This is a genomic window from Desulfovibrio sp., assembly GCF_047607245.1.
In the GTDB taxonomy this organism is placed as follows: domain Bacteria; phylum Desulfobacterota; class Desulfovibrionia; order Desulfovibrionales; family Desulfovibrionaceae; genus Desulfovibrio.
The window spans coordinates 1-14046 of sequence record NZ_JASGDK010000097.1 but is presented as its reverse complement, the minus strand read 5'-3'; the positions used below and the strand labels follow the sequence as shown (position 1 = coordinate 14046).

7 protein-coding genes are annotated in these 14046 nt (G+C 55.5%); 5 read left to right on the top strand and 2 right to left on the bottom strand.

Annotated features, from left to right (window positions below; genetic code table 11):
• Positions 1–2473: HD family phosphohydrolase (locus QM579_RS07915; RefSeq protein WP_414998625.1), on the top strand; the 2473-nt coding region annotated here is incomplete at its 5' end.
• An 80-nt stretch (positions 2474–2553) separates the two neighbouring features.
• Complete coding sequence (ybeY, locus tag QM579_RS07910) at positions 2554–2961, top strand: rRNA maturation RNase YbeY (RefSeq protein ID WP_414998624.1); 408 nt, start codon at positions 2554–2556, stop codon at positions 2959–2961.
• Positions 2962–2967: 6 nt separating this feature from the next.
• Here ybeY and QM579_RS07905 read toward each other — a convergent pair whose 3' ends face one another.
• Entirely contained in the window at positions 2968–4185 is a 1218-nt protein-coding gene (locus tag QM579_RS07905; RefSeq protein ID WP_414998623.1) for a polynucleotide adenylyltransferase, read from the bottom strand.
• Here QM579_RS07905 and QM579_RS07900 point away from each other — a divergent pair.
• The 3 genes from QM579_RS07900 (at position 4184) to QM579_RS07890 (ending at position 12394) form a co-directional block, all read left to right on the top strand.
• Entirely contained in the window at positions 4184–4897 is a 714-nt protein-coding gene (locus tag QM579_RS07900) for a biotin--[acetyl-CoA-carboxylase] ligase (RefSeq protein WP_414998622.1), read from the top strand. The two genes, QM579_RS07905 and QM579_RS07900, sit on opposite strands and share 2 nt — an antisense overlap.
• A gap of 5 nt (positions 4898–4902) precedes the next feature.
• On the top strand, positions 4903–8604 hold the full coding sequence (locus tag QM579_RS07895) for a pyruvate carboxylase (RefSeq protein ID WP_414998621.1): 3702 nt from the start codon (positions 4903–4905) through the stop codon (positions 8602–8604).
• Between the two features lie 214 nt (positions 8605–8818).
• Positions 8819–12394 (top strand): PEP/pyruvate-binding domain-containing protein, encoded by a 3576-nt coding sequence (locus QM579_RS07890; RefSeq protein WP_414998620.1) that lies wholly within the window; start codon positions 8819–8821, stop codon positions 12392–12394.
• A gap of 239 nt (positions 12395–12633) precedes the next feature.
• Here QM579_RS07890 and uvsE read toward each other — a convergent pair whose 3' ends face one another.
• Positions 12634–13887, bottom strand: a complete 1254-nt coding sequence (uvsE, locus tag QM579_RS07885) for a UV DNA damage repair endonuclease UvsE (protein ID WP_414998619.1) — start codon at positions 13885–13887, stop codon at positions 12634–12636.
• Positions 13888–14046: the final 159 nt, after the last annotated feature.

The following is a 14046-nucleotide window of genomic DNA, read 5'->3' as shown; positions in this document are numbered from 1 at the left end:
GGGGCTTACTGCCCTCATTATTACTTTTTTTGCCCTGTCGCTGCTGGCTGGGGCCAATTTTGAGGTAGTGCCGCGAATATATGTGGCCGGGCAGGTTGCGGATTCGGACGTTATTGCCGACCGCGACATTCTGGTGGAAGACACCCAGGCTACCAAGGCACGGCGCAAGCAGGTGCTGCTTTTGCAGCCTCCGGTGTATGATCTGAGTCTGGAACCATATGCGGCCTTTCAGAGCCGTATTGTGGAAATCCTGCGCAGCCTGAACAACGGGGTGGATTACAAACTGCAGGAAGGCCCCCTGCAAAGGCTCGCCGACGAATTGACGCCTCCTGTGGCTGATGAAGTGCTGCCTGAGCTGGCGCACCCTGAGGTGCAGGCCTACCTTCTGAAAACCTTGCTGCCCAGTATTCGCGAACATATGGCCGAAGGACTGGTGGGTGACATTCGCTCGGCCAGAGTAGGGCGCAGCGGCGTTATCATACGCAATCTGGACAACAATACGGAAATCTTGCGCCCAGAAGTGACTAATCTGCCTGACCTACAATCGTTTCTGGCGGAAGTGTCCTCTCTTGTGCGACAGGTTCCCACTTTGAATCCACAGTCGCGCCGGGCTATTAATATTCTACTTTCTGCAACCGTGCCTGCCTCGCTCACGCTTAACCGCGAAGCCACGCAAAGACGCGGCAATGCCGTTATGAGCATGGTGGAACCGGTATACTATCAGATTCTCAAGGGCGAACTGCTTCTGCGTAAAGGCGAGCGGGTAAGCCGTGAACAGCAGATAAAGCTGCAAACTCTTTATAAATCTTCCTCAGACCCCATGCATTGGGCTGCGGCAATGGGAGCCTTTATTTGCTCCCTGCTCTTGAGTGTGGGCTTTTTCGTCGCTCCCAGCGGGAAGCCCGGTACCCCCTTGCGTTGCAAGGATATGCTGCTCATATCGCTGCTGCTCATGCTTTTCAGCGTGGGGGCCAAAATAGTCTATGTGCTGGGCTTGCGCATGGACAGCGTGACCTTTCTTAATACACTGAGCCTGGGCTTTCCTGTAGCAGGAGCCGTGGGGCTGGTGGCAATGATCTTTGCGGCCCGGCGCTACTGCACTATGGGGCTACTGCTGTCATTTTTCGTCATGCTCATGTTTCAGGAAGATTTTTATTTCTTCCTGTACCAGTTCCTTGGCGGCATGCTGGCCACATGGCTTGTTACCAATGCCCAAAGCCGTCAGGATGTGGTGTGGAGTATTGTTCCGCTGACCATAGGGCAGGTGCTTATATGGTTTGGCACTGCGCTATTGTCGCAAACTGCTCCTGGCGAACTTCCTATGCAGCTTGCAGCTGTGGCTATCAACAGCCTGCTTTCGCTCATTTTGCTTTTTGCGGTCAGCCCCGTGCTGGAGTTGAGCTTCGGCTACAGCACACGCTTCCGGCTGATGGAGCTCATGAGTCTTGAACAGCCCCTGATGCAGGAGCTTATGGTTACTGTGCCCGGCACTTACCATCATTCGCTGGTGGTATCCAACATGGTGGAGGCCGGAGCCAAAGCCATCGGAGCCAACAGCCTGCTGTGCAAGGTGGCGGCCCTGTATCATGACGTCGGCAAGCTGTCCTACCCAGAGTATTTTATCGAAAATCAGTTTGGCGGGCCCAACAAGCACGACAAGCTTGCGCCGTCCATGAGCGCGCTGATTCTTCTGTCCCATGTCAAAAAAGGCACAGAGCTGGCAGAGCGCTATAAGCTGGGACAGGATATTGCGGATATTATCGGACAGCACCACGGCACGCGTCTCATTCGCTTTTTCTACCAGAAAGCCATTGATATGGGCGAAAAGCCCAGAGAATCTGACTACAGCTATGTGGGGCCGCGTCCTCAGACCAAAGAAGCCGCCATTCTTATGCTGGCTGACTCGGTTGAAGCTTCAAGCCGAACGCTTGCTGAACCAACCCCGGCGCGAATCAAGAGCCATATTGACGCTATTATCAAAGGAATTTTTTCTGAAGGGCAGTTGGACGAGTCTGAGTTGACGTTCAAAGACCTGCATTATCTCAGTGAAAATTTCCAGCGTATTCTTACGGGTATTTTCCATCAGCGTATTGCTTATCCTGACGCCAAAATTCGTGATGTGGCCAAGGTCGTGAGCAAGCCCGATGTCAAGCCCGAAGCCAAGGTGGACGCCAAAGGCAACGCCCGGCAGGAAGTAAAGGGGGAAGCCAAGGCTGGAGAAGCCAAAACCTCTGCCACTGCCGTGCAGCCGGCTGCCCCGGTTGCACCTGCGGCTGCTCAATCCGCAACAAAAGATGTGGCGATTACAGGTAAAATGGCAAACGGAACCGCAGAGCGCACGATTTCCGGCAAAGAAGCCACTGGGCAACCGGGCATTGCCGGTAACTCTGGCTCTTTGAACGGGGCTGAGGGGCAAGGGGGTCAGGTCAAGCAAGGCACACAGCAAAAATCTTCGGGTGATGGCGCACAGTGATATCGCCTTCACCGTCTCGACCCTGCGGTAATAGTGAGAGGCGGGTTACTGTTTTTCGTCATTACCCACAGGGGGGAGCTTTGGCTCCCTTGCACTGGCGACAGATGCGTGCCGCGCTTGGCGCAATGCTTGATGTGCCCACGGATTGTAATGGTTGCGGTTTTCACACACCGATAGCGGTGGAGCTTTTTCTGCTGGATGACGCCGCAGTTGCAAAGGCCAACGCCCGGCATCTCGATTGTGCCGGACCGACCAACATTCTTTCTTTTCCTGGTGGAACTGACGCCCCCGGCGTATTGCTGCTCTCATTGGATACGCTACAGCGTGAATGTCTCTTGTATGGGCAAGATCCGTCAGAACACGCCATTCGCCTTTTGGCTCACGGCATGGGCCATTTGTGCGGGTTGGACCACAGCCCGGTTATGGATGATCTTTGCGAACAGTTCATGGATGCAGCCTGGGCCGCACTGTGCAATGAAGAAGCGTAAAGCCAGCTATTGTCTTGCCAAAGCCTGACAGTGCAGCTCACGTAGTTTTTGGGCTGAAGCTTCACCCTTGTTGTGCCAGTCCTTGGGCAGGCGTATATCAAGAAGTACAGCCAGATGTGCCAGGGCTGCTGAACTGATGGGGCTGCCGCTGTCTGCATCAACCAGCCGCCAGAAAGCCTGATCAAAGCCTGCTGCGTGTACCCGCCAGAGAAGGTCGCGCCGGGTTCCGGGGCGAAGGGTCATATACATGCCGCCCTTCATATGCTCCGAGGCCGCAAGCACTCCTGCTTTGGCAAAACGGGCCGACAGGCGAAGGCGGCGGGCCAGTTCCAGACTCAGGGCTATACCACCTTTTTCATGGCCGTAGTGGTGGGGCAGCAGAGCAGAATCTGTTAAAATTTTTCCCAGGTCGTGGCATAAGGCCATCCAGACCGCCAAAGGATCTTCGGCCACCAGATCCATAATGCGCAGGCTGTGCCCCAATACCGAATTGCTATGCCATTGCCGCGGGCCAGCCGGAATTCTGTCTGCTTCTTCCAACTCGGCGAACCAGGGAGCCAGGCTTTGACCTTGTGCCAGCACGCGAAAGAACCGGCCAGGCGCCGGGGCAGCCAAAGCCTTGAGAACTTCGCGCCCAACACGTTCAGCAGGCAGGGCGGCGCGTTCCGCATAGGAAAGGGTGCGCATCTGTTCAAAGGCGCTTTTGTCAATGCGCCAGTCAGGCCAACAGGCGGCGAATCGTGCCAGACGGAAGATCCGCGTGGGGTCGTCGGCAAAAGATGTGGGGGAAGCTGGGCGCAGGATTCGTTGTTGCAGGTCGTTGACAGCCTGCGGATGCATATACAGCTTTCCGGCTTTGTCCAGCGCCAGGGCGTTAACCGTTAGGTCGCGCGCCATAAGGTCTTCTTGTGGTCCGTCTCCACGTAGCGGCATGCATTCCCGCCCATGCCAGAGGCAAACGTGAACACTCCTGCCTACGCGCCGGGCATCCGGGTGAAGGGATAAAAAATCTTCCAGCTCGCCAGCAAAGGCGAAATCCAGTTCCGTGGGCGTGCGGCCCAGCAGCATATCGCGCACCGCGCCGCCAACGAGGTAAAGTTCCATGTTCACAGTATGCCACAGCCACCCAGATGAGGGAAGCGCTTGCCCTTCATCAATATCGCATTCTTCCAGCCCTGTTGTTTGGCGTTTCGGCCATGTTTCTTCATGTCTTGATACTGCCATGCACATGGCCGCTCGCGACATGCTGGCCCCGTGGGACAGCGTGCAGTGCGCTGCCCAGACTGCCGGGCGCGGCCAGCTGCGCCGCAACTGGTATTCACCTCCTGGTAATATTTACGTGGCCATAAGGCTGCCTATGACTCCGCCCTTTGACGGGTCCGCAGCTGCCCCGGCTACAGCTTACCTGCTGGCAGAAGCTTTGCGGGTGCTGGGGTGGCCTGTACAGCTCAAGTGGCCCAATGACATTGTGATTGAAGATGAAGAAGGGCAGCATAGAAAGCTGGCTGGCATTCTGCTTGAAGAGCGCGGCGGCATATTGCTGGCGGGTATTGGGATTAATGTGGATTTTTCCCCGCCAATAGAGGTTTTGCGGGCTGGCGCGGCAATGGAGGCAACTTGCTTGCGCGATCTGCTCAAAGCTGGGGAGGGGCGATATATTCCTACAGCAGAAGCCTTATGGCAACAGCTTGTAATACGCATGCATTCGGCATATATTCACTGCCACTCATTTTCCGGGCAGTGGAAAAAACACGCCGACGGTCTTTTGCTATGGCGTGGAAAAGATGTGGAGCTGCGCGACGATGGGCGCATTGTGCGCGGCTGGCTGACGGGCTTAGGTCCGGCAGGCGGCCTTTGTCTTAACCAAAACGGACGGCTTGAGGAATTTTTCAGCGGGAGCCTTCTGCGTACCGGCAGAGCAGCAGTAAAGGGTTAAAAGGCATGGCCAACAAGACATTCTCGGAAGTGCAGGATTTTTTGAGGGGTAAGGTAATACTTGTCGCCAACCGGGGTATCCCGGGCCGGCGCATCTGCCGTTCCATCAGGGAACGGTTTGACGCGGTGGCAGCCATGACTGCCACCGATGTGGATAAAACCGCTCCGGCGGCATCCACCGCTCAGGAGTTGGTCCTGCTAGGTGCAGAACCTCGTGCATATCTGGACATTGACGGTGTTATTGCCAAGGCGAAACAGCGTGGCGTTGTAGGCATCCACCCCGGCTGGGGATTTGCCTCCGAAGACACGCGCTTTCCCGCACGTTGCAAAGAAGCGGGCATTACCTTTATCGGCGCCACCGCCGAGGCTATGAACCTGCTTGGAAACAAGGTGCAGGCGCGCGAAGTTGCCCGCAAGCTTGGAATTCCCGTGGTTCCCGGTTCTGACGGCGCTGTTGACGTGCCCACGGCCAAAAAGCTCATCAGCGAGATGGGGCTGCCCATCATGCTCAAGGCTGAAGGCGGCGGTGGCGGACGGGGCATTTTTGCCATCCATAATGAAGCAGAGCTGGAAGACGCCTTTTTCAAGGCTTCCACTATGGCTCAGGCTTCCTTTGGCAATCCGCGCCTGTTTGTGGAAAAGTTTCTTGCCGATGTGCGCCACATTGAAATTCAGGTTATTGCCGACATGTACGGCAATGTCTTTGCTTTTGATGAGCGCGATTGCACGGTGCAGCGCAACCATCAGAAACTCATTGAAATCACTCCTTCACCCTGGTCTGGCCTTTCACGCAATCTGCGTGAACGCCTCAAGGATTATTCCCGCCGCCTGGTGCGCGCTGTGGGCTACCACAGCCTGGCTACGGTGGAATTTCTGGTCACGCCTGACGGGACCCCGTACCTCATTGAGGTCAATACGCGCCTTCAGGTGGAGCACGGCATTACGGAATGCCGCTATGGCATAGACCTTGTGGAAGAGCAGATTGCCGTGGCCTTTGGCGCGGAACTGCGTTACCGCGAAGAAAATCTGCGTCCCTCGTATTGCGCCATGCAGGTGCGTATCAACTGCGAAAACCCGCAGGACAACTTCGCCCCCAATTCTGGCCTGATTTCGCGCTATGTTTCTCCCGGTGGCCCCGGTGTGCGCCTGGACTCCAACATCAGTGCGGGTTACGAGTTTCCTGCCAACTATGACTCTGCGGGAGCCCTGCTCATTTCCTATGCGCATGACTGGGAAAAGACCCTGGGCATTATGGAGCGTGCGCTCAGCGAATATGTGATCGGCGGTATCAAGACCACCATTCCTTTCTACCGCCAGCTCATAAAAAACCCTCTGTTCCGCCAGGGCAACATCAACACCAACTTTATCGCCAATCATCCGGAGCTTATGGTCTATACAGACCTTGCTCCCGAGGGAGAGCGCCTGTCCAAACTCGTGGCCGAAGTTTCCGCCAAGGGCTATAACCCTTATGTGCAGCTTGGCGAATACCGCTCGGATACCACGCCATGTCTTGGCCCCTTCGAGCCTGTGTTGCCCGCCATAACTTCGGCGCAGCGCAAACAGCCTTCGCCCTATCCGCAGGGCGACCGCCTGGCGACGCTGGATTACATTCGTGACTCCGGGCAGGTGCATTTTACCGACACCACGCCGCGCGACTTCACCCAGTCCAACTCGGGCAACCGTTTCCGCCTTGCGGAAGACAGACTCATTGGCCCGTATCTGGACAACGTGGGGTACTTCTCCATAGAAAATGGCGGCGGCGCGCATTTCCATGTGGCCATGCTTGCCAACATGACCTATCCCTTCACTGAAGCGAAGGAATGGAACCGCTTTGCCCCCAAGACCATGAAGCAGCTCTTGGTGCGTTCTACCAACGTGCTTGGTTACACGCCCCAACCCCGTAATCTTATGCTCAAGACCGGGGAAATGATCTGCGACCACTACCAGATCATCCGCTGCTTTGACTTCCTGAACCATGTTGAAAACATGCGTCCTATGGCCGAAGTGGTTCTTAACCGTAATGACGTCATCTTCCAGCCTGCCATATCCATGTCCTGGACCAAGGGCTTTGACGTGCAGCATTACCTTGGCGTCACGGAAGCCATGCTGCGCATGGTGGGCAGCGTTATGGGCGTGGATCCCAAAGGAGCTTCGCGTCACATCATACTGGGCCTTAAAGATATGGCCGGGGTATGCCCCCCGCGCTTCATGACAGAGCTGGTGACGGCTATTCGCAAAGCCTGGCCTGAACTGGTGCTGCACTATCACCGCCATTACACAGACGGACTGTTTGTGCCCGCCTGCGGCGCAGCCGCCAAGGCCGGAACACACATCATAGATGTGGGTCTGGGATCAGCCGTGCGTTCGTACGGTCAGGGTGATGTGTTGGCCACTATGGCCTACATTGAAGACGAGCTTGGCCTCAAGTGTCATCTTGACAAGGGGGCCATTCGCGACGCCAACTTCGTGTGCAAGCAGATCATGCCGTACTATGACCGCTACTGCGCGCCGTATTTCCAGGGCATAGACTACGATGTCACCCTGCACGGCATGCCCGGCGGAGCCACCTCTTCTTCGCAGGAAGGGGCCATGAAGCAGGGCTATATTCACCTGTTGCCCTATATGCTCAAGTTCCTCGAAAGTACGCGTCAGATTGTGCGCTATCATGACGTGACCCCCGGTTCCCAGATCACCTGGAACACGGCTTTCCTTGCTGTTACAGGAGCCTGGAAGCGTGGCGGCGAAGATGAAGTGCGCTATCTGCTTCAGGTGCTCGCCGAAGTGACGCGCACCCCCGAAGAAGAGCTGTCGCAGGAAATGCGCAAGGCACGCCTGAACATCTACCGCGACTGCAACGATGCTTTCCGCAACCTTTTGCTCGGCAAGTTCGGCAAGCTGCCTTTGGGCTTTCCTGCTGACTGGGTATACATGAGCGCCTTCGGAGCAGAGTGGAAGAACGCCATTGCCAGCCGGACCGAAACTTCGCCTCTGGAATCACTGGTTGACGTGAATCTGGCTGCGGAAGAAAAGGCCTGCGCCGATATTCTCAAGCGCAAGCCAAATGAAGAAGAGTTTGTGCTCTACCTCAACCACCCGGCAGACGCCCTCAAAACCATTCAGTTCAAGGCAAAATTTGGCGACCCCAATAACTTGCCCTTGCACGTGTGGTTTGAGGGGCTGAAAGCGGGCCAGGACCTGTATTTCAACGACAGCAGCGGCAAACCGCATCACCTGCAGTTGTTGAGCATATCAACGCCCAATGAGGCTGGCATATCCATCTGCCGTTATGTGCTGGACTCTGAATTCATGAGCTGTGAAGTACAGGTGCGCCAACCCGTTGGCACTGCTGCCAAGGGTGCTCTTATGGCCGATCCGGCCAACCAGTATCATGTGGCTGCGCCCAGCAACGGCGACCTGTGGGTCATGTATGTTCACCCCGGCGATGTGGTCAAGGCTGGGGAAGAACTGTTCAACGTGTCCATCATGAAGCAGGAAAAGGCCGTGCTTGCTCCTGTGGACGGTATGGTCAAACGGGTGCTGAAAACCGCAGACTTCAAAGAAAGCAAACAGATGGTTTCTGTGCGTGAAGGCGAGCTCATCGTGGAACTCGGCCCTGTGCCCCGCGTGTGCTCCAATGAAGCCTGCGGTCAGCCCATTCCGATGGAAAACATCACCTTCTGCCCTTATTGTGGTTCCCGGGTCAGCTAGACCCCGCGACATTGACGCCTTTTGGCTTCCGGAAGACTGTCTTCCGGAAGCCAAATCCGCTAATGCCGGCAATCTTGAGGGGCCGGCTCATCAGTAAAGTTGCTGCAAAAAGCCAAATAGCCTCCCGCTGTGCGGTAATTTGTAGACAGTTTTCTGATGCCGATATACAATTTCCTAGGTTGCAATGCTTCTGTTTCCCAAACCGGAGGAAGACATGGGTAAGAGTACCGCCGCCAAACCTGCGCAGAATAAAGCAAGGGGGAATACCCCTGAAGCCATTCAGAAAAAACTGGTGCTTACTGGCGCCGACATTGTGCAGCTTGGACCCGAAGCGGAATTGCTTGTTGGTGGTAAAAACTATAACACGGCGTTAATCAGCCAGATTGAAGGTATTCAGGCGCCTTATTTTCGCGCCATTTCTTCTCTGGCCTTTCACCAGCTTCTTGACGAAACCAAGGTGAACGGGCGTGTGGTGCGCAGTGTTGTGGACCGTGAATACGGACGCATTGACTGGAACGACCCCGAAATTAACCAGGACCCGGACTTTCTGCAAAAGTTCGTTCGCCAGCTCGGCAAGCAGATCAATCAGGCTGCCAAGGCCGAAGGCGAGCAGTCGCACACAAAGCTGCGTACCTTTATCAACAATATAGTTGAAGGCTTTGCCACTTCTCCTGAGGGCATTGACCAGCTGCGCAAGCGTTCTGTCATCGTGCAGGCCGCCATTCTTTCCGTTGAAGTTCCTGCCGAAGTTGACGAGGCCGTGCGTGCGGCTTATCGGGAAATCTGTCAGGACAACACGGACGACATGACCCCGGTAGCGGTGCGCTCTTCCGCAGCTGGCGAAGACTCCCGCAAAAAAGCTTTTGCTGGTCTTCAGGATACCTACCTGAACATGGTGGGCGAAGACAGGGTTGTCGAAGCCTACCACTGGGACTGTGCATCAGCCTATAACCTGCGCTCCATGACCTATCGCCGTGAGGCCATTCTGGACGCGCTGGCCAAGGCTGAAGAAACAGGTGACGAATCCATTGCCGAAACAGCCAAAAAAGAATGGGCCATCGAGCACACCTCCCTTTCTGTGTGCATGATGCAGATGATCAATCCCGTTATTTCCGGCACGGCATTTTCTGCCGATACTGCCACCGGTTGCCGCGGCACCAGCCGCCGGGATCTGGTGAGCATTGACGCCAGCTACGGCCTTGGTGAGGCTGTAGTGGGCGGCAAGGTTACGCCCGACAAGCTTTATGTCTTCCAGCGCGACGATGGCGGCGAAGTCGTCATCCGTCAGATGGGCTGCAAGGACATGAAGATCGTTTATGACGAAAGAGGCGGCACCAAGGAAGTGGAAGTTCCCGAGCTTGAGGCTCTGCGCTGGGCGCTTTCGCTCAGTCAGGCCGAGCGCGTGGCTATGGGCGTGCGTGCCGTAAGCAAGGCTTACGACGGCATGATCATGGATACGGAGTTCTGCATTGACGCCAACGACAAGCTCTGGTTCGTGCAGGCACGGCCCGAAACCCGCTGGAACGAAGATCTGGAGCTGCACCCCACCACCATCTTCATGCGCCGCCGTGAGGTTGATCCCAAGGCTGCGGCAGAAGCTGAAGTGCTGGTTGAAGGCAACGGAGCTTCACGCGGAGCAGGGCAGGGCACTGTGCGTTTCTTGCGCTCGGCTCTGGAACTGAACAAGATCTCCAAGGGCGATGTGCTTGCTGCCGAACGCACTGACCCGGACATGGTGCCGGGTATGCGTGTGGCGTCTGCCATTATGGCTGACGTTGGCGGCGACACGAGCCACGCGGCCATTACCTCGCGCGAACTGGGCATTGCCGCCGTTATTGGCATTCAGCGTCTGGACGTGCTGCGCGCTCTTGATGGCGCCGAGATCACGGTTGACGGCACGCGTGGGCGTGTATATCGCGGCCTTTTGCCCCTGCACGAAGTGGGCGGCGAAATGGACGTGGCCAAGCTGCCCGCCACCAAGACCAAGGTTGGCCTTGTGCTTGCCGACGTTGGTCAGGCGCTCTTTCTTTCCCGCCTGCGCAATTTTGACCAGTTTGAAGTGGGCCTTTTGCGGGCTGAGTTCATGCTGGGCAATATCAGCATTCATCCTCAAGCTCTGGAAGCCTTTGACAAGGGTGAGCTTGAAGGTGTGGTGCATGCCAAGTTGAAGGAGCTGGAAGACCGCCTTTCCAAGGTGTTGCGCGAGCAGATGTCCGCCGGGCTTATTGTTTTTAATCTCAACCTGCGTGAACACGTTGGCGAAATCACGGGCCTTGCTGCTGAGCTGGGCGCTCTGGCCGATAGTGGCAATAATCTTACAGCTGAAGACGTGCTGCTGCAGCATCGCAAGATGCGTGAGCTGGAACACAAAATTGACCAGCACATGGAAATGGCCTCACGTCGTATTGAAGTTCTTAAAACTTCTCCCGATCTGGCTGATCATGTTCGCATCATTATGGGCTATGACGATGAACTTGCCCTGCAAAACAGCAACGACCCCGAGTCTGGCAAGCGCATTGCCGAAATCGAGGCCAGTGTCGAAGCCCATGTGAAGCGTATTGAAGATTTTCCGGGCGTAACGCGCCTTATGGCAAATATAGCTCACCTGCGCGAAGAAGTGGGCCTGCGCTCTGGTCTGAAAAAGGAAATGGACGACGTGCGCAACCTGCCGGAAAAGATCCGCAGCATAATCAAGGCGCGCGGCTTCCGTACCGGCAAAGAGCACTATGTGCAAACCCTTGCCCAAAACCTGGCACTTTTTGCTATGGCCTTCTACGGCAAGCCCATCACTTACCGCACAACTGACTTCAAGAGTAACGAATACCGCAACCTGCTTGGCGGTAACCTCTTCGAACATTTCGAAGACAATCCCATGCTTGGGTATCGTGGTGTTTCCCGTAATATTCATGACTGGGAAATTGAGGCGTTCAAGCTGGCCCGGGGCGTGTACGGCGGCTGCAACCTGCGTATGATGCTGCCCTTTGTACGTACTCTGGAAGAAGCCCGCTCCATGCGCAGCTACCTTGAGCAGGTGCACAAGCTCAAGAGCGGCCAGGACGGCCTCAAGATCATCCTCATGTCTGAACTGCCCTCCAACGCCATTTTGGCCAAGCAGTTCATTTCAGAGTTTGATGGTTTCTCCATCGGCTCCAACGACATGACCCAGATGGTGCTTGCTACTGACCGCGATAACGCGCGCCTTGCGCACATTTATGACGAAGAAGATCCCGCTGTTGTCTGGGCCATACTGGTGAGTATCTTCACCGGGCTCAAGTACGGCAAGAAGGTAGGCTTCTGTGGTCAGGGCGTGTCAAACAGCTTGATTTTGCGCGGCTTGGTGGCCATCGCGGGCATTACGTCCGCCTCGGTGGTGCCTGACACGTACTACCAGACAGTGTTCGACATCGCTGCTGTTGAAGCCGAAAAGATCCCCACTTCGGATCTTGGCAAATGGCTTGGTCAGCAGCATCACCAGCGTCTTGCGGGGCTTATGGAAAAGGCCGGATACGGTCATATTCTCAAGAAGTACAAGAACCCGCAGGATATTCAGGAATGGTATGAAGGAGAATTGCAGCGTCGGCACGAACAGTTCCGCGAGCACCTCGATACTCCCAAGGAAGACTTCTACCGTGCTGAACTGCAGGGCTTCCGTTCTACCTTCCACAAGCCTGTGATCTATGCCACCTGGAACTGGGACGACACTGTGTTGGATTCCCTGCATCACGCTGGCTTCCAGAACTTCGAAGAACAGGCCAAAGCTCTTGAGGCAGCCCGTCTGCTGAAAGACTAGCAAGCCTGAAGTTCAATAGATGTAAGAGAGAGCCCGGAACCATTGGTTCCGGGCTCTTTTGTCTGCAAATATTATTGGGGTGGGCTGGTATGAATCATGTTGCTGCGTATACGGATTGCAGTGATTTTATAAACCACGGCATCAATTGAAGTCATTAATCCTCATATGTCTCATGTCTGATGCGGTTATGCAGCCAGAGCGCGTAGAAAAATCGTGCTGGCATTTACCTATAGCAATGACTATAGATAAAAATAAAGACTGTTCACAAGATAGTCATGCCCCTGGGCTTCTGCCAAAGAAAGTATGCGGCGCTTTATACGGGCCAGAGGGGCAAGGCTTGAGCCAAGCTCTTCAAGGTCTTTATGCATGCGGGCTGCCTCTTTGGGAGGAGTCGCCTTACTTACGTAACCCCACACATGTTCTGCCGCATTTTTGGCTTTGCCCGGTTCGAGATCGCAGGCGTAAGCATTCTCGATAATTGCATAAAACTCTTCGGCTGAAGGGCTGTCGCTCTTGAGCATCTGGCGGATGGCCGCATAGCCCTGAGGCGAGCGTTCCAGTACATAGTATTTGTAGCGCGCCCATTCCTCTGTGAGGTTACGCCTGGGAAGGTCGGGCCATGTCAAATTGGCGCATTTGATGGCCGAAAGGTTCTTGTCCTTGACTTCCAGCATAACATCAAGATCACGCGCACCGAGCAGAGCATGAAACTGCATGAACGGCTTCATGCTGATGGTCTGCGAGTGCATACCCGGTCTGCCGTCTGCCAGTTGCTGCGAATAATGGATTTTTTGCCCGCCGCTACGTGTGTTCCAAGTCAGTTTGGCCTGATCGAGCCAATACAGCATGTCGCCGTGGTCCGGGGGATTCAATTCATGATGAAAAACGTCAAAAATGACTGGCAACTCGAATTCACCATACAGGCTTAATGCATCTTCAACGGTATAGATGCGCTCGTCGTTTTCCAGTGCCAACCTTTGCCGGATAAACGAGGGCAGAGCGGCAAGGCTTGCGCGCAGCCTCTCCAGTGATGCCTTTTTATCACCGTAGCCACCCCCAAGGTGTAGCACAATGCGCGAGTCAAGCCCGGTTTGTATGGCGTCCAGAAATTCTGCATGAAAAGCAAGATCGGCCACAGCACGGCGAACTACGTCGCTGTGAGGCGAATTGAGCACAGTGTACTGGCCTGGGTGCATAGAAAGGCGTACGCCGCTTTGGCGCACGAGATCGGCCAGCTCTGCAAGCTCGGGCTTCAGTTCCGCCTGCCAGTCAAAATGTACTGCCTCGTGCGAAGCCAGTGGAATAGTATCAGAGCTGATGCGCATGAGAGACAGCGACTGTTGCTGGCAATAACGCAGCATTGCTTTCAACGCGAGCAAGTTTGTTCGGCTTGCGGTCATCAAGTTGTCATGGCTGGTGCGCGCCAAGGTAAGGCTGGTCTGGACGGCCCCTGGCAAGCCGATGGTTTTGCAGGCAAAGCCGTAACGGATCATGTGAGTCCCTCTATTGCAAAAAGGCCCCCGCATAGCGGGGGCCTTATCACTCTATAAGCTAGAAGCTGGGGGCTGGCTTAGTACATGCCGCCCATGCCGCCCATGCCACCCATACCGCCCATGTCAGGCATGGCGGCTTCTTTCTTGGGTTCGGGCTTT